This window comes from Collinsella aerofaciens (assembly GCF_015558785.1).
GTDB classification, from domain to species: domain Bacteria; phylum Actinomycetota; class Coriobacteriia; order Coriobacteriales; family Coriobacteriaceae; genus Collinsella; species Collinsella aerofaciens_P.
Window position 1 is genome coordinate 136,498 of sequence record NZ_JADMOP010000002.1, and the last position, 16,155, is coordinate 152,652.

Annotated in this window: 14 protein-coding genes; 6 read left to right on the top strand and 8 right to left on the bottom strand. The window is 58.7% G+C overall.

What is annotated here, in order from left to right; genetic code table 11:
- The first annotated feature begins 685 nt into the window (after nucleotides 1-685).
- Nucleotides 686-1,264 (top strand): methylated-DNA--[protein]-cysteine S-methyltransferase, encoded by a 579-nt coding sequence (locus I2G40_RS01710; RefSeq protein ID WP_324252552.1) that lies wholly within the window; start codon nucleotides 686-688, stop codon nucleotides 1,262-1,264.
- Between the two features lie 311 nt (nucleotides 1,265-1,575).
- On the opposite strand, the gene I2G40_RS01715 is transcribed toward I2G40_RS01710, so the two are convergent.
- A complete protein-coding gene (locus I2G40_RS01715; protein ID WP_195543975.1) occupies nucleotides 1,576-2,214 on the bottom strand; it encodes a GyrI-like domain-containing protein in 639 nt (212 codons plus the stop codon).
- A gap of 271 nt (nucleotides 2,215-2,485) precedes the next feature.
- Here I2G40_RS01715 and I2G40_RS01720 point away from each other — a divergent pair, with 271 nt between their 5' ends.
- Nucleotides 2,486-3,187 carry an ABC transporter ATP-binding protein gene (locus I2G40_RS01720; protein ID WP_195543976.1) on the top strand — a complete coding sequence of 234 codons (702 nt, stop codon included), beginning with the start codon at nucleotides 2,486-2,488 and terminating at the stop codon, nucleotides 3,185-3,187.
- Nucleotides 3,188-3,192: 5 nt separating this feature from the next.
- Entirely contained in the window at nucleotides 3,193-5,958 is a 2,766-nt protein-coding gene (locus I2G40_RS01725; protein ID WP_229090600.1) for an FtsX-like permease family protein, read from the top strand.
- A 116-nt stretch (nucleotides 5,959-6,074) separates the two neighbouring features.
- Here I2G40_RS01725 and I2G40_RS01730 read toward each other — a convergent pair whose 3' ends face one another.
- From I2G40_RS01730 to I2G40_RS01745, 4 genes are all read right to left on the bottom strand, one after another.
- On the bottom strand, nucleotides 6,075-6,395 hold the full coding sequence (locus tag I2G40_RS01730; RefSeq protein WP_195543977.1) for a multidrug transporter: 321 nt from the start codon (nucleotides 6,393-6,395) through the stop codon (nucleotides 6,075-6,077).
- Nucleotides 6,396-6,959: 564 nt separating this feature from the next.
- The gene (locus tag I2G40_RS01735) at nucleotides 6,960-7,769 is read right to left on the bottom strand and encodes a helix-turn-helix domain-containing protein (RefSeq protein WP_195543978.1); all 810 of its coding nucleotides are present in this window, start codon (nucleotides 7,767-7,769) and stop codon (nucleotides 6,960-6,962) included.
- A gap of 393 nt (nucleotides 7,770-8,162) precedes the next feature.
- Complete coding sequence (locus I2G40_RS01740; protein ID WP_195520690.1) at nucleotides 8,163-9,242, bottom strand: 6-phosphofructokinase; 1,080 nt, start codon at nucleotides 9,240-9,242, stop codon at nucleotides 8,163-8,165.
- 140 nt (nucleotides 9,243-9,382) lie between these two features.
- Nucleotides 9,383-10,468 carry a carcinine hydrolase/isopenicillin-N N-acyltransferase family protein gene (locus tag I2G40_RS01745; protein ID WP_195543979.1) on the bottom strand — a complete coding sequence of 362 codons (1,086 nt, stop codon included), beginning with the start codon at nucleotides 10,466-10,468 and terminating at the stop codon, nucleotides 9,383-9,385.
- A gap of 161 nt (nucleotides 10,469-10,629) precedes the next feature.
- On the opposite strand from I2G40_RS01745, the gene I2G40_RS01750 reads away from it, so the two are divergent.
- The 3 genes from I2G40_RS01750 to I2G40_RS01760 all read left to right on the top strand — a co-directional run bounded on the left by I2G40_RS01750 (nucleotide 10,630) and on the right by I2G40_RS01760 (nucleotide 13,096).
- Nucleotides 10,630-12,015 carry a M18 family aminopeptidase gene (locus tag I2G40_RS01750; RefSeq protein ID WP_195543980.1) on the top strand — a complete coding sequence of 462 codons (1,386 nt, stop codon included), beginning with the start codon at nucleotides 10,630-10,632 and terminating at the stop codon, nucleotides 12,013-12,015.
- 216 nt (nucleotides 12,016-12,231) lie between these two features.
- Entirely contained in the window at nucleotides 12,232-12,612 is a 381-nt protein-coding gene (locus I2G40_RS01755; protein ID WP_195543981.1) for a hypothetical protein, read from the top strand.
- On the top strand, nucleotides 12,605-13,096 hold the full coding sequence (locus tag I2G40_RS01760) for a type II toxin-antitoxin system VapC family toxin (protein WP_195543982.1): 492 nt from the start codon (nucleotides 12,605-12,607) through the stop codon (nucleotides 13,094-13,096). Before I2G40_RS01755 ends, I2G40_RS01760 begins: the two co-directional genes overlap by 8 nt.
- Here the strand turns inward: I2G40_RS01760 and I2G40_RS01765 are convergent.
- The 3 genes from I2G40_RS01765 to I2G40_RS01775 all read right to left on the bottom strand — a co-directional run bounded on the left by I2G40_RS01765 (nucleotide 13,093) and on the right by I2G40_RS01775 (nucleotide 15,988).
- Nucleotides 13,093-14,028: a D-2-hydroxyacid dehydrogenase gene (locus tag I2G40_RS01765; RefSeq protein ID WP_324252553.1), complete on the bottom strand. Its 936-nt coding sequence runs from the start codon at nucleotides 14,026-14,028 to the stop codon at nucleotides 13,093-13,095. The two genes, I2G40_RS01760 and I2G40_RS01765, sit on opposite strands and share 4 nt — an antisense overlap.
- 135 nt (nucleotides 14,029-14,163) lie before the next feature.
- Nucleotides 14,164-15,051, bottom strand: a complete 888-nt coding sequence (gene map, locus I2G40_RS01770) for a type I methionyl aminopeptidase (protein ID WP_055286839.1) — start codon at nucleotides 15,049-15,051, stop codon at nucleotides 14,164-14,166.
- Nucleotides 15,052-15,211: 160 nt separating this feature from the next.
- Nucleotides 15,212-15,988, bottom strand: coding sequence for a radical SAM protein (locus tag I2G40_RS01775; RefSeq protein ID WP_195543984.1), 777 nt, complete (start codon nucleotides 15,986-15,988; stop codon nucleotides 15,212-15,214).
- Nucleotides 15,989-16,155 lie beyond the last annotated feature (167 nt).

The window sequence follows — 16,155 nt, forward strand, 5'->3', positions numbered from 1 at the left end:
TGTCCTGCTCCTTCGGAGCCGCGGACAAGGCGCCACACTGGTCTGCGGAGTGTTCTGAAAACTAAGCCCGGCCCCCGCCTTCGGTGACGCTGCTGCAAGCGACCTGCGATGGGGCCGTTGTTGGTTGGGGCCGCTGGGCTGATATGGGGGCACGTGGCCGTTGCAGGCCCTGGTCCCGGCGGCGGCCTCGGCGCTTTGCGCCTGCCGCCTTTGGGGACTGCGGAGCGCGGTCGGCAGCTGCGGCGCTGTCGCGCCTGCTGCCTGGGGTGACTGCGGGGCCGTGACGGCAGCTGCGGCGCGCTGCGCCTGCCGCCTGAGGTGACTTTGGGGTTGGGGTGAATCGGGGTCTAATACTTTTCCCGAGAAGTGAACGACCTTATTTTGACCCCTGAAGCATTGGCATATTTTGACCGCTATTTCCTGCGGTTTTGCTGTGCGAATCCTGCGGTTTTGCGGTCTAAAGGTGTGGATGCTCCGGGGCTTCGTTTTTACTCGTTCACTTCTCGGGAAAAGTATTAGAGCTCAGCTGGTAGAGGTACCGCTTTGGCGTCGAGCCCCCGCGTCATCTTCGCTTGATTGGGGAAAGCGGTCTCGCTTAAACAATTACGAGCCTGCCCGGGCGTATCAGGCAGGTTGTCTGCACAATTCGCGGTATCATGGTGCGGAGTTTTGAAAGGAGCCGCTGGTGGTCACGACGACGTTTGCTTCGCCTTTGGGCGAGATTCTGCTTGCCGCTGATGGCCGCGGTTTGACAGGGCTTTGGTTTGAGGGGCAGGAGCATTTTGGCTCTACGCTGCTCAAAGAAGATGCGGAGCACGTTGAAGGCGCCGACGCGGTTTCCGGTATTGGTGGCATGTTGTCGGCGAATCCGGCAAATGGTGCGGCCTCTTCGGTGCTTGAGCGTTCCTGGGCTTGGCTGAATGCTTATTTTGCAGGGCAGGAGCCTCGGTTTACGCCGCCGTTGCATATGATCGGTACGGCGTTTCAGCGCGAGGTTTGGTTTGAGCTGCTTTCTATTCCGCGTGGTGAGGTCGCTACGTATGGTGAGATCGCCCAGCGTGTCGCCGCCCGACATCGTGTACCGGGAAACGAGGCGCCCGTTGTGTCTCCCCGTGCTGTGGGGGCTGCGGTCGCGCGTAATCCCATTTCGATTATCGTGCCGTGCCATCGCGTGGTGGCAGCCGACGGATCGCTCAACGGATATGCCGGCGGGCTTGACCGCAAGGAGTGGCTGCTGCGGCTTGAGGGCGCGTACGAGGAGTAACGCTTGAACACTTTGCCTGTAGTAGCCGACTTCGACCAAAGCTCGCTCGAGTTCGCTTTGATCAGAGCACTTAAGACCCTTGTTAGCTGTCAATAGTACTATCTGTTCGTTGATGGATATCCACGACTTCTGGTATTTCATTTAAGCCTCTTGATATAAAAAGAGCTGGAGTTGCGCATCGTTGAGAGGCTTTCCAGCTTTAGAGACATAAAATTATAAGATACGATGACCTGCGTCAAGGAAGCTGCCAGATGACCTTGGAGCGGCTGATTGCCTGGCCTAAAACCTGATGCGCGGGACGGCGCCCCACGCTATTCAGCGCGCTTGATAGGATGACGAACCACAGTCTTAAGTTTCTCCGGTGCACATTTGCGTGGATCGGAGAGATAGAATTCGTGATGTAAACGGGAGTCTGAGAAGTCGGGGACATAGCCCTGCTCGGTCATGTATTCATGCATAGCGTTTACAGTCGCCGGTTCGTTGTCGTAGGGCCCGGTGTGCATGCATTGAACGCAGAGACCCTCGTCAACTTTAAGCAGCTCAACGGCGGAAAAGTCCAGTTTCTTCTTGGTCGTGGCTTCCGCGACTGCCCAGTCAAAGTCATCTTGGGTGACGAAATCGGGCAGGCGGATGCACGAGGTAAAGTTGAAATCGTCCTTGCGTACATAGTCGATGTCGCCGCTCGGGGAGTCTTGCCACCAGAAACCCTCGAGCGGCGGTACCACAAAGTCGAAATAGCCCTCGATACTCCTTGAGCCTTTCTTCGACATCTTGACGGTATAGGCGATGCCGTAAAGCAACGGCAGGGCGTTTTGATACTCGCCACCTTCGGTATTTGGGTCACCCTTTCCGCGAACGGCTACGTAGTTCATAGGCGGGACAGTTACGATACTCGGCTTGCTTGCAGGTCTGTAGAGCTCCTTGCATTCCTTCTTAAAGTCGAACGCCATGTTGGCCGCCTTTCTGCGTATTGGCCTGCTTAGATAGCTGAATCATATCATAGAAACGAACAGCTGTTCGAATGAGTTGGCTGACAGATTGAGATGCGTGCGTTGTGTTTGGCGGTCGGCCTGACCCCGTCGATGATTTCTCTGCCTCCCCGGCGCCTCATCTATAGCTGCCGTTTCCCCATATAAAACCTGCCAAAATAAACCTGTCCCTTTTTGGTCGGTGCGAAATGGGTAATACTAAAGAGTTATCCGACCAGATGGGAATTAATCGATGGCCTATATCGAATTCAAAGACGTCATCAAAGCATACGGCGAGGGCGACGCCCGTATTCACGCGCTCGACGGTGCGAGTTTTACGGTCGAGCGCGGTGAGCTCGCCATCATTCTGGGCGCTTCGGGTGCCGGCAAGACCACGGCGCTCAACATTCTGGGCGGCATGGATACGGCGACCTCCGGCACCGTGACGGTGGACGGGCGCGACGTGAGCTCTGCTAACGAGGCACAGCTCGTGGAATACCGCCGCGCCGATGTCGGCTTTGTCTTCCAGTTCTACAATCTGGTCCCCAACCTGACGGCGCTCGAAAACGTCGAGCTCGCGGCGCAAATTTGCCCCGATTCGCTCGATGCCGAACAGACGCTTCGCCAGGTTGGCCTGGGCGAGCGCCTGGGCAACTTTCCGGCACAGCTTTCGGGCGGCGAGCAGCAGCGCGTGTCCATCGCCCGCGCACTGGCAAAGAACCCCAAGCTGCTTCTGTGCGACGAGCCCACGGGCGCGCTCGACTACAAAACCGGCAAGCAGATATTGAAGCTGCTGCAGGATACCTGCCGCAAGCAGGGCATTACGGTCATCATCATCACGCACAACTCCGCGCTCGCGCCCATGGCCGATCGCCTGATCCGCTTTAAGAGTGGTCGTGTGGAGAGCGAGACGGTCCAGCAAAATCCCGTGCCTATCGAGACGATCGAGTGGTAGCGCCCATGGACCAGGACCGCCAAAACAGCCAAAACCACGATACGGAGCACGTGAGTCGGGACCGGGAGTTCGCGACCTACCGTACCGCCCAAAGCTCAAACGATATGGTGCCGACGGTATTTCGCCGTGGCATCTACCGCACAATCCGCGGCAGTCTTAAGCGCTTCTTGTCCATCGTGGTCATCACCGCGCTCGGCGTGAGTGTGATGTGCGGCCTTAAGGCGGGCTGCGAGGATTTGTGCGATTCGGTCGACGCCTATTTTGACCAGCAGAATGTCTATGACATTAACGTGCAGTCGACCTGTGGCCTTACGCGCGACGATCTCGCGGCTATCCAAGAGATCGACGGGGTCGAGACGGCCGAGGGTATCTACACCGAGACCGCCTACACCGCCGTGGGCACAACGCGCGAGCGCGTGGTCGTGCAAAGTCTCTCCAAGGAGAACATCGATCAGCCAGTGCTCGTGAACGGCGATTTGCCCGAGAGCGCCGATGAGGTGGCGGTAACTTCGAAGTTCCTGAAGGCTTCGGGCAAAAAGCTCGGCGATACCGTGAGTTTTGCCGCCAATGACGCGAGCTCGTCCAACCAAAGTGCCAAGGATCAGTTTGCCGCGGGCGATTACACCATTACGGCCGAGGTCCTCGACCCCACTGATGTGAGCTCCGACTCGACAGTCAACGCCTTCCGTGCCGCTTCGGCTGCGGACTATAAGTTCTATGTGAGCGAGGATGCCGCGACATCATCGTCCTACTCCGCGGTCCACGTGATCGTCGAGGGAGCCAAGAGCCTCAACTCCTACTCGGATGCCTACACGGCAAAGATCAATGAGGTCAAGGGCAATATCGAGAAGATCCGCGAGGAGCGTGAAAAGGCGCGCGTCCAGGAGCTGACGGTTGACACGCCGGCAAGCTTGGATGCGGCTGAGCGCCAGGCCGCCATGCTCTTTGGGATTGAGCAGGATAGCATCAACCGCATGGCCGAGGGCAGCGAGGAGCGCGTCCAAGCTCAGGCCGAGTTGGACCAGCGCCGCGCCGCCGCCGATCAGCAATTCGCCGATGCCCGCGCCGAGCTTTCCAATCTGGGTGAATGCACTTGGTACATTCAGGACCGCGGTAACATCGCAAGCTACTCGAGCGTCGAGAGCGACAGTTCTTCGATCGAGGCCATCGCCACGGTGTTCCCGTTTATCTTCTTTATCGTCGCCGTGCTCATCAGCCTCACCACCGCCACGCGCATGGTCGAGGAGGAGCGCACGCTTATTGGCCTGTACAAGGCGCTTGGCTATTCACGCGAGCGCATCCTGTCCAAATACGTGGACTATGCGCTGTGGGCATGTCTGATCGGCGGCGTGCTCGGCAACATCATCGGCTTTGTGGGCCTGCCACTGTTCTTGTTTACGGTGTTCGACGACATGTACTCGCTGCCCCAGATGCTGCTTTCGTACGATATCGTGTCTTCGCTCGTGTCGGTGGCGCTGTTTGCCGTGGGCGTGGTGGGCGCTACGATTATCGCCTGCCGCCACGAGATGGCCGAGACCCCAGCCTCGCTCATGCGTCCCAAGGCCCCGCGCGCCGGCTCGCGCATTCTGCTCGAGCATATCGGCTTTATCTGGCGCCGCATGGGCTTCTTAAACAAGGTCGCTGCACGCAACCTATTCCGCTACAAAAAGCGCGCCTTTATGACCATCTTCGGTATCGCGGGCTGTACGGCGCTTGTGATCTGCGGTATGGGCATCCGCGATACGTCGGTGGCGCTTTCGCCCAAGCAGTACGGGCATATCACGCGCTACGACCTGCTGGCGGTCGCCAATCCCGACGATTTTTCACAGACGTGCGCGGCATTGGATGGGCGCAGCGCGTCCAATGATTCCAACGTGACCGTGACTTCGACGCTGCCGATTATGACCGACAACGTCACCTTTACATTTGGCGGCAAGAGCGAGACTGTGCAGCTGATCGTGGTGCCCGATGACCGCACGAGTGACTTGGGCGATTACGTGCGTCTGGAGGATGAGTCCAAAGAACCGCTGCCTTTGCGTGACGGAGACGTGTATCTGAGCAAAAGTTCACAGCTGGTGCTGGGGATTCAGCCGGGCGATACGGCTCACGTCCAGGATTCGTCGCTCAATGTTGCCAAGGTCAAAGTCAGCGACATTTCGCTTAACTATCTGGGCAACACGCTTTACATGACGCAGGGCACCTATGAGCGCACGTTCGGCCGAAGCGCGCGTCTTAACGGCATCTTTGCACTGCTCAAGGGTTCGTCGGCCGACCAGATTGCGTTTAGCAAGAATCTTAAGAGTGACGGTTGGCTTACGATTTCGAGTACGGCCGAGCATTGGGAAAACTATGAGGCGAACTTTACGATTATCAATTCGGTCGTGGTGCTCGTGACCTTTATGGCGGCGTGCCTGTCGTTTGTGGTGGTGTTTACGCTGTCCAACACGAATATCTCCGAGCGCGAGCGCGAGCTGGCGACCATTAAGGTGTTGGGCTTCCGTCGCGGTGAGGTGCACCATTACGTCAACAAGGAGACGTTGATCCTCACGGCGATCGGCGCTGCGCTGGGCGTTCCACTGGGTGGTGCGTTGGCCGAGAGCTTTACGTACATCCTGCAGATGCCGTCGCTGTACTTTGACGTCGAGGTCGAGCCGCTAAGCTACGTGCTCGCCGTGGTGCTTTCCTTTGGCTTTACGTTTATCGTCAACCTCGCTACCAATCGTACCCTCAACAAGATTGACATGGTCGGTGCCCTCAAGAGCGCCGAGTAATCCGCCAAAAAGGGACAGGTTTATTTTGGCTGGTTTTATCTGGGCAAACGCCGGACAACCATTAGGTGGTCCGGCGTTTGCCCCGTTTTGCTGGGGATATTTGTCGCTCAGTGCCCTTACTGGCCAATCCAGTGCTGCGCATAGCTCTTAATGTCCTCGGTAAAACCGTCAAGGTCGTCAAGGGTAATCACGCTGTCGATAAGCAAATTGGCTATCTCGCGGTGCATTGTGCTGCGGCGAATGTCGTTTGCAATTACGCCTGAGGACAGCTTGTTTCTATTGAGGCTCTCTTCTAGTGCCCAAAATCTACTGGACGCTTCGCTGTCGCCATTCAGTATCTCAACGTACTGGCCGATGAGCTTTTCCATATAACGTTCTTGCCATTGAGGAAGCATTTTCTTAAACAGCTTCCAGTCGCTTTCGGCTACGTCGCGCATATGTCCTCCGCTCGTCAAACGGGCTTTTCATTTGCCTTTCATTCTATTTGGTTTTCGCTCGCAAGCGTGGATGAGAGGCTCTCTTTAGCCTTCGAGATAGGGCTTGAATGGGTCGTATGCCACAAAATGGGCCTATCTACTATGTTTAATTGGATACCCTCAACCATGCCGGGAAAACAAAAAACAAAACCGCAGGTAGAAGGCCTGTCGATTTTCGAAAAAGGCGGTCATGGTTGGCCCCTTCGAGTTAAACGTAGTAGATGGGCCCTTTTTGTGGCGGACCATCAAACGAACGCCGACGCTTGTGCTGTAGCCGCTCCGATCATTCGTAAGTTGCGGTGGAATAGTTCCTAAACTCGACTACTCAAGGCTAAAACCGGAACTATATCACCGCAACTTAGGAGGGATGGGCGGGGGAGTACTAGTTGGGTGTTGCTGGCGGGTTAGGGCGGTTTAGGCCTGTTTGCGATGCTTCCATTGTTTACGGCACCAACGCATGAGTGCTTTTACGACCGGGATGGTGATGAGGATTACCCAGGCGGGATGGGGTTGCCCCAGGCAGAGTCACATGTAGAGGAACCATGCCTCGGCACTGACTGAATAGACGACATCGATCAGCTTAGATAAGTGGCGTTGGTCGATAAAGTCGCCAAGCGCGTAATAGACGGGAATCAAAAAGACGAGGAAGAGTCCCGTAGCCCATGTGCCGGAGACAATGCCGAGCACCAGATAGGCGAGGGCGACAAGCGCGGGGAAGGGGAATTTGTTCCATGTACGTCCGACCTTGGTGTGGAAATGCTTGCCATGATGGTCGAGCTTGTCGTGTGCTTCCTTCCAGCTGGAAAACGTCTCGCCGTCGATGGTGACGGTGCCGTCGTCATTGGTATGCACGCTATGCCCATCGTCCTCAAGCGTATCGATATGCAATCCGCCCGGCCCCACATGGACCTCTTCACCCTTGCGCTTGTTAGCCACATGGATACCACTCCAGCCAACATGAACCTCTTTGCCCTTGTTGGGATCAATAACGTGGATGCCGCGCGCGAGGGAAATATCGACAAGTGGTTTGTCGCCGCAATCGGCGTTCTCGGCAGAATCCTCGGCCTCGCCAGCCACATCCGCTGTCTCGGTGCCGGCGCTACCGTCCTCCAGGTCGTCGGCATTGTTGGCCGCCTCCCCATACAACAGCTCATCCAGCGACACGCCATACAGCGCGGCGAGCGCAATAAGGTTATCGGTATCGGGCGAGCATTCGCTGCGCTCCCATTTACTGACAGCCTGACGACTCACGCCCAGCTGGGCGGCAAGCGCCTCCTGAGAAAGCCCGGCAGCCTTGCGGCGATCAACGAGCCGCTGCGCCATCGCAAGATCCATGACAGTTCCTTTCATGTGGTGACCGTAATCGAATGAGCCGAGTATGCCGAGAACAACCGGTAGCGACCACCATTTCCAGTTAGAATCTGCCCCAACCCTACCGCAACTACCGGTAGCAACCCCTAACGACCAGCCATTTCAGGACAAATGTCAGTGCAGGTAGCAGCCAAGAGCCTGCAACATCCCAAAATCTCAGCCCACGCACTTGCAGCAAGAAGACGAATAGCCACGGCCTCCTTAGTTACCGCAGGAGGCCCCAGGGCTTACCTCCCAAATCTTTCCGCAGGACGGAAGGACCCCGCGGCGCGAAGCGCACGGCGGGGTCCTGACATGTCCGAGGACGATTTGGGAGGTAAGCCCTGGGGCCTCCGATGAGAGCAGTTCCAGCCGAGGCTATTCGTCGCCGAAGCTGATGCCCAACGCCTTGGCCTCGCGCACCAGGTCGCTCTGGGGATCGACATACTTGAGCTTGCCGGCGACCTCCTCGAGCGGCATGTGGCACATCTTGCCGTCGCGCAGGGCGATCATGTAGCCAAACTCGCCGCGTAGGCAGCCAAGTGCCGCCTCGACGCCGCACTGGGTCGCAAAGATGCGGTCCTGAGCGTCGGGTTGGCCGCCGCGTTGCGTGTGGCCGGGGATGGCGACGCGGGTCTCGCGACCAGTCTTGGCTTCGATCTCCTTGGCGATGTCGTAGACAATCGAGGGGCTCGTACGCTCGGCGAGCTTCTTCTTGTACTCCTTCTTGGACAGCGCCGCGTCCTCCTTGGAGATAGCGCCCTCGGCGACGGCTACAATCGTAAAGCGGCTGCCGGTCTCCATGCGATGCTCGATGGTCTTGATGACGTTATCCATGTCGTAGGGGATCTCGGGGATCAGGATGACGTCCGCACCGCCTGCGACGCCGGCGTACAGCGGGATCCAGCCAACCTTGTGGCCCATGATCTCGATGACAAACACGCGGCCGTGGCTCGACGCAGTGGTGTGGATGTCGTCGATGCACTTGGTGGCGACGTCGATGGCGCTTGTAAAGCCAAACGTCAGCTCGGTGCCCCAGGTGTCGTTATCGATGGTCTTGGGCAGGGCGATAACGTTGAGGCCCTCTTCGCGCAGGCGGTTGGCGGTCTTGGTGGAGCCGTTACCGCCCAGCATAAACAGGCAGTCGAGCTGCAGCTTATGATAGGTGTGGACCATTGCGGGTACCTTCTCGATGCCATCGGCCTCGGGAATATCCAGACGCTTGAACGGCGTGCGGCTCGTGCCCAGGATGGTGCCGCCGCGGGTGAGGATGCCGCTAAAATCGGCGGGCGACATGACGCGGAACCTGCTGTAGATAAGGCCCTGGTAGCCGTCCTCAAAACCATAGATCTCGATAGGTTCTTCGCTATTGGTCATAAGCGTTTTGACGATGCCGCGCATGGTGGCGTTGAGCGCCTGACAGTCGCCGCCACTGGTAAGAAGACCGATCCTGAGCATGATGAATCCTTCCGGGCAAGTTATAACATGCGCATAAGTTTACCCCCGCACACTGTTGATACGGGGGTAAAACGTGTTAGCTCAAGCGTATAGAAATGTAAGCAACGTCAGGCGAGCGTAAGGTCGACGGGCCTGGGTCCTTACAGTGCGAAGGCGTCGACGTCGCCCCAGTGGCGGCGCAGCGTAATGGCGGCGGCGGGTTCGGTATTGTCAAAGACGACCGACCATTGCGTATTGCTGGTGATGTCTTCCGGATTGGGCTCTTGCGCTGCGGCACGCAGGGCTTCCCAGACAATCGTTTCGTCCTGGGCACCGACATGGGTATCAAGGACATCGGCGATCGCGACGGCGCGCTCTTTACCATGGCCCAGCTCGCCATTCTTTTGGTTGGGCAGCACTTCGTCGCCATAGCAGGCGTAGAAGTTCGTAACCTGGCGTACAGGAGTCGCTTTGAAAGCGCGGTCCGGATCGCGCGGATCCCACTCTACTACGCGCGCGTCACCGGCGGCGTCGTTGATAAAGAAGTGGTAATCGCGTCCTGCCATGGCGTGCATGTCGTAGGCGGAAAGCAGGTCGACAGCTTCTTGCGTGGTGGCGGCACGGTCGAGCACCAGACGGATGGCGAGCGAGGTATTGATGACGGGGCGCTGCGTGTCCTGGTCACAGGGCTTGGAGTCCAGGGTGAGTACGGCAATGGACACGCCGCATTCGTTAACACCGTCGAGCTGGGCAAACGGGCCCATGAGTGCGGCGGCGCGTCTGCCGACGGAGTCAAGCGGAGTGTTATCGCCCAAGTTGTTAAGGGCGGCAAATCCGATGGAGGCATAGCCGCCGCGTGGATGATTGCGCACCAGCAGCGCGGAGGTGTTGTCCTTAAAGTCGTAATTGCGACCGGTGCGCACGCGGCCTTCGGCATCTACGGCGACAAAGGCGCTGCAGGCAAACTGGGGCGCCTGGACATGTGCCGGCACACCGGGCAGCACCTGCGCCACCACGGCATCGATGTAGGCCTGGTCGTCGCGCACGCCAGCGGCGATGATGCGATCAAGATCGTAGTCGTAGGCGATGTCGATTGCGTACAGATCATAGCCATCCGCGTAGCCGGACAGGCGTTTGAGCGACGCGGCGGACTTGATTTGCTTGTGGTAAACGATACCGGTGGCAGCGGCAAGGCCGACGGCGACTCCCGCGACACCGCAGGCGATGGCAATGTTACGTGGCTTCATAACGGCTCCTCTCGTCCTGTTAGCGTAATTGTCGCAAAAGGAGCGCGGGCACGATGGCTCAACTTGGTGAGCGGCGCGGGATTAAACATGGAATGAAGAGTGCGGCGCTGGCGTGGCGGGGTATGCTGGAGGGAACCATCAACCCAGCGAAAGGGGAGAGCATGACGGATCAGGAAACGCCCGAGCGCGCGCATGTGACGGCCGACGATATCGAGGCCGCCAACGACCTTATCGACTTTATCGAGGCATGCCCCAGCATGTTCCATACGGCGGCGACCATTATGGCCGAGCTCGACGAGGCGGGCTTTACCTACCTGCCCGAGAATGCGGCGTGGGACATCGAGCCGGGCGGGCGTTATTACACGCAGCGCAACACCTCGAGCGTTATCGCCTTTAAGGTGGGCGAGGACCTGGCCGCGACGTGGGGCGAGGACGGCGTTGCCGGTGACTATCATTTTCAGCTCACGGCGTCGCATAGCGATTCGCCGACGTTTAAGGTCAAGGCCGTGCCCGAGCTCGACGGCGCAGGCGAGACGCTGCGCCTGAACACCGAGGCCTACGGCGGCATGATCGACTACACCTGGTTCGATCGCCCGCTGGCGCTCGCGGGTCGCGTGCTGGTGCGCGAGGGCGACCGTATTGAGAGCCGCTTGCTTGCCACCGAGCGCGAGGTCGCTATCATTCCGAGCCTTGCCATCCATATGAACCGCGGCGTCAACGAGGGCTTTGCGCCCAACCGCGCCGTCGACCTGTGCCCGCTCATCAGCGCCGGCGAGCTTAAGCAGGGTGACTTCGATGCTCTGATCGCCGAAGAGCTGGATGTTGAGCCCGAGCAGATTCTGGGCCGCGACCTGTTCTTGGTCAACCACCAGGATGCGCGTATTTGGGGCTGGGCTGACGAGTTTATCTCGACGCCCAAGCTTGACGACCTGGCCTGCGCCTACACCTCGCTGCAGGCATTTTTGGGTGCCGAGAACGCGCACGACGTTTCGGTCTTCTGCTGCTTTGATAACGAGGAGGTTGGCTCCGAGACCAAGCAGGGCGCCATGTCGACGTTCTTGGCTGATGCGCTGCGCCGCATCAACGGATCGCTGGGCTTTGACGACGAGTCGTACCATCGCGCACTTGCCGCCTCGATGCTTGTAAGCTGCGACAACGCGCATGCCGTGCACCCCAACCACGCCGAGAAGTGCGACGCCCGCAATCAGGTTGTGCTCAACGGCGGCATCGTTATCAAGGAAGCCGCCAACCAGCACTACTGCACCGATGCCTTTAGCCGCGCGGTGTTCCAGGCTATTTGCGATGACGCCGACGTGCCCACGCAGGCCTTCGCCAACAAGAGCGATATGGCGGGTGGCTCCACGCTCGGCAACCTGTCGAACATGCAGGCGAGCATGCATGCCGTGGACGTGGGCCTGCCGCAGCTGGCCATGCACTCAAGCTACGAGACCGGCGGCGTACGCGACGTGATGTACGCCATTCGCGCCCTTACGGCCTTCTACGAGCGAAACCTAACCATCAACGGAGCCGAAAGCGTGGAGCTCTAAAACCTACCAAAAAGGGACAGGTTTATTTTGGCAGGTTTTATCTGGGCAAATGCAAAGGATGAAACCGAACTAGATTGGTGATGCGTAGCCGCCGAGGTGCAATGTGCCTCGGCGGCTTTTTGTGCACAGAGCACGGCTAATACTATTAAATGCTATACATGCTTTACGTATCTACCATAGAGTTTTATGATAATTATAAAGTATTAAGGAGGGGTCATGACCACAACAGCCGCTCAGATCAACGTACGTCTCGATGCCGATCTTAAAAGGAGAGGGGACGCCGCTCTCTCCATGGCTGGCATTACGCCGAGCCAAGCGGTGCGTGCGCTCTGGCAACTTGCGGCATCTCTGGCTGATCGGCCCGGCGCGCTCCAGGACATCCTTTCGCCTGGTCGTGCCCGGGCGGAACAGCGCGAGCGAGAGAAAGCCGCCAAGCACAAGCTCGAACTCATCGACCAAGGTTCGCAGTTGTTCGCTGCCGCTTGCCGTGAATCGGAAATTGACTTGGCTAAGGTGCAGCCCTCGGGCGATGAAGAACTCAAACGGAACGCCTACGCGGATCGCTACGGCGAGGAGATGAGCTGGCTCTGTGAGTGAGAATCCAAAGCGTATCTTGGTTGACACCAACGTGTGGCTCGATTACTTCATTCCCCAGCGACGCGGTCGTTCGGCGGCGATTGAGTTTCTACGTGATGCATGCGCGGCTCAGGTTGATTTGCTGTATGCGGCGACATCGTCTAAAGACCTGTTCTATTTGATTTCGAGCGAACATAAGGCGTGGTATCGGCGCGAGCACGGTTCGCTGTCTCAAGATGCCGCTTCGGCGGCGACATCACTCGCATGGGATTGTCTTGATGTGTTGTCGCAACTTGCTACGCCCGTGCCCTGCGACCTGAGCGACATATGGATGGCGAGTAAGCAGCGTAAGCTCCATAGCGATTACGAAGACGATTTAATCATCGCGGCAGCGATGCGCGCAAAGGCAGACCTTCTGGTCACCAACGATGCCAAACTCTGTTCACACGCACCCGTCGCAGCAATGAGTGTAGTAGACGCAAGAAACTACCTGACGTCCTTCTAGTGTTCGATCCAACAACGTAAAGTTTCGCCTGCCTGCAGGTGACGCAGATTCTCCGCGGCAATGTCGACCACATTGTTGAGCGTAGCCTCCAAGTGGAACCAACCGGAGACGTGCGGCGTAATGAGCATGTTAGGCGCATCCCACAGTGGGCTTGTCTCAGGCAGCGGCTCGGGGTCGGTGACGTCGACCGCGGCGCCGGCGAGATGACCCGACTCCAGGGCGGCAACCAAGTCGTCGGCGACCACAAGGTCGCCGCGGCCGCCGTTGGCAAAGAAGGCGCCCGGTTTCATCGCAGCGAAGAACTCGGCGTTCGCCAAGCCGCGGGTCTCGGGCGTGCTGGGCATAAAGGATGCGACGATGTCAGCCTCGGCCAGACGCTCGGGCAGGGCGTCCATGCTGTCCATGTCCTCAAACACAATGGGGTAGACGAGCGGATGGCGCTTGATGCCGCGGACGTGCGCACCCATGTTGCGGCAGAGCGTGGCGAAGTGGCCACCGATATCGCCCGCGCCCAGCACCAGCACGTTGGCATTTTTGAGCGAGGTGACCGGCCCTAAGTCCTCCCAGCGATGCTCGCGCTGCAGGTCCTGGTAGCCGCGCAGGCGCTTCATCATAGACAGCACCATGGCAAACATGTGCTCGCTCACAGCCTGGCCGTAGGCACCCACCGAGCAGGAAAGCTTAGCGTCGGCCGGCACGGTGCCGGCGGCCAAGTAATCGTCATAGCCGGCGGTCTGCAATTGCAACAGCTGGAGATGCTCGCATGCCGTGAGCATGCCAGGGTCGATGTTGCCCAGGATCACGTCGGCATCGGCGACCTGCTCGTGCGTGGCGGCGTCGGCGCTCGTGTAGATAAAGTCCTCGCCCGGAGCGCTCGACTCAAGAATTGCGCGATGACGGTCGTTGACGGGCAACAAAACCAGAATGTTCACAAGCAGTCCTCTCCGCTCGACCTGCCAAAAAGGGACAGGTTTATTTTGGCAGGTTTTATCAGGCAAAACGTTCAAATAAAACGCCGGGCTTCGCGATGGTTAACATATCCATCGCGAAGCCCGGCGCATCTACAGCTACCAGCTCAGCAGCTCGTAACCGTCCTCGGTCACCACGAGCTGTACCTCGCACTGGGCCGAATCGCTACCGTCCTTGGTGCGCACACACCAGCCGTCGCCCTTGCTGATCTTAATGTCGGGCGCTCCGGCATTGACCATGGGCTCGATGGTAAAGACCATGCCCGGAGCCATAATGGTGTCCACATCGGGCGCCTCGGTGGTAAAGCCCACAAACGGGTCCTCGTGGAACTCCTTACCGATGCCGTGTCCGCCGTACTCGCGCACCACGCTAAAACCGGCGTCCTCGACCGTCTTTTGCACGGCCTCGGCCATCACGGACAGCGGTAGCCACGGCTTGACGGCGGCCAGACCCGCCTCCACGCTGGCGCGAGTGACGTCGACTAGGCGCTGGCGCTCGGCCGAGACCTCGCCGATGCAGAACATGCGGCTCGAGTCGCTAAAGTAGCCGTCAAGAATCGTGGAACAGTCCACGTTGATGATGTCGCCCTCGTGCAGCACGTCCGTATCACAGGGGATACCGTGGCAGACCACATCATTGATCGAGGTGCACACGCTTTTGGGGTAGCCCTCGTAGTTGAGATCGGCCGGCGTGCCACCGTGCTCGACGGTGTAGTCGTAGATCATCTGGTCGATCTGGTTGGTGGTCATGCCCGCGGCGATGTGCTCGCCTACGTAGTCGAGCACGCCCACGTTGATGGCGGCGGAGCGCTTGATGCCCTCGATATCGGCGGGCGTCTTGTAGAGCGTACGGGGCAGAACCTCCCAGCCCTCCTCCCACAGGCGCTCGAGGCGCTCGTCGAAGGCGCTGTGACATTTCTTATATTTTTTGCCGCTGCCGCACCAGCAGGCGTCGTTGCGGCCGGGTACGGGTCCTTTGTCATACATGGCTAACTTCCTTTCATCCGCAGCTAGTATAGCCCACTCACGCGTCCATAAAAGTTGCGGTGATATAGTTCCGATTTAAGCGGTTTAACAGCATAAACAGGAACTATATCACCGCAACTGATGGAGCGGGGTGGCGGGCACTAGCTGCTGCGTGGTTTTGCTAGTAGCTCACCTGGCAGGGAATGCCGAGGGCTTGGACGCGCGCGGCGATGGCGTCGAGCACCTCGGGCGCTGCTTTGGCAAGGCCGGCGATCGGTGTCTCGCGCGCTACCGTGTAGATGGTCGCTTCTTGTGGGCGAATGCGCTCAAGCGCCGCGAGCCAGGGGGCAACGTACTCCTCGCCGGTGTTGTCGATGAGCTTGCCCTGATACTCGCCGGTCAAAAAGATCGTCTGGATAATAACGTGACCGTCAAAGCTTGCGAACGTCTCGATCTGGTGCTCTACGTCGTAGGGGCCAACGGGCTGGTCGAGCAGCTGGATAAACGCCGGGTCGACGGTATCGAGCTTAAGAATGTTGTCGTCGACCATCATGAGCGCGTCGTGCACCTCGGGACGGTCGGCGCGCGTGCCGTTGGAAAGCACGGCGATCTTGGAGTTTGGGGCAAGCTCGTCGCGCAGCGCGACGGCGCCGGCGATGGCCTGCGGAAACTCCGGTGCGGCGGTGGGCTCGCCGTTGCCTGCGAAGGTGATCACATCGGGGAGCTCGCCCTCGGCTGCCATTTCGCGCAGCTTTGCCTCGAGCGCGCCGAGTACCACGGCGGCTGTGTTGTACGGCTCATGGCAGGGGCGCTCGGCGTTGAGGCCGTTTTCGCAGTAGATGCAGTCGAACGTGCAGATTTTGCCGCTGGCCGGCATCATGTTGACGCCGAGCGAGAGACCAAGGCGACGGCTGCGAACGGGCCCAAAGATGGGGCTGGCATTCAAAAACGTAGACATAGGCATATGCTCCTCAAGACAATTGTGCCTAAGCATAGCATCGGCTCCAAAGCAAGGTGTGGGCTCTTGCTTTACAAGTTTCGTTTTTTCACGTCGCTCATTATGCCGTGCCATGAAAAGCCTCAGGTCGGGTACAGTTAATCTGTTAACAAGGCGTAAGGCAATGC

What these genes read in the sequence shown, in the direction of transcription:
- I2G40_RS01750 (WP_195543980.1), top strand. Translation starts at nt 10,630, where the DNA reads ATGACGGATCAGGAAACGCCCGAGCGCGCGCATGTGACGGCCGACGAT.
- map (WP_055286839.1), bottom strand. Translation starts at nt 15,051, where the DNA reads ATGTATGACAAAGGACCCGTACCCGGCCGCAACGACGCCTGCTGGTGC.
- I2G40_RS01735 (WP_195543978.1), bottom strand. Translation starts at nt 7,769, where the DNA reads ATGGATCTTGCGATGGCGCAGCGGCTCGTTGATCGCCGCAAGGCTGCC.
- I2G40_RS01740 (WP_195520690.1), bottom strand. Translation starts at nt 9,242, where the DNA reads ATGCTCAGGATCGGTCTTCTTACCAGTGGCGGCGACTGTCAGGCGCTC.
- I2G40_RS01745 (WP_195543979.1), bottom strand. Translation starts at nt 10,468, where the DNA reads ATGAAGCCACGTAACATTGCCATCGCCTGCGGTGTCGCGGGAGTCGCC.
- I2G40_RS01715 (WP_195543975.1), bottom strand. Translation starts at nt 2,214, where the DNA reads ATGGCGTTCGACTTTAAGAAGGAATGCAAGGAGCTCTACAGACCTGCA.
- I2G40_RS01775 (WP_195543984.1), bottom strand. Translation starts at nt 15,988, where the DNA reads ATGTCTACGTTTTTGAATGCCAGCCCCATCTTTGGGCCCGTTCGCAGC.
- I2G40_RS01720 (WP_195543976.1), top strand. Translation starts at nt 2,486, where the DNA reads ATGGCCTATATCGAATTCAAAGACGTCATCAAAGCATACGGCGAGGGC.
- I2G40_RS01725 (WP_229090600.1), top strand. Translation starts at nt 3,193, where the DNA reads ATGGACCAGGACCGCCAAAACAGCCAAAACCACGATACGGAGCACGTG.
- I2G40_RS01755 (WP_195543981.1), top strand. Translation starts at nt 12,232, where the DNA reads ATGACCACAACAGCCGCTCAGATCAACGTACGTCTCGATGCCGATCTT.
- I2G40_RS01730 (WP_195543977.1), bottom strand. Translation starts at nt 6,395, where the DNA reads ATGCGCGACGTAGCCGAAAGCGACTGGAAGCTGTTTAAGAAAATGCTT.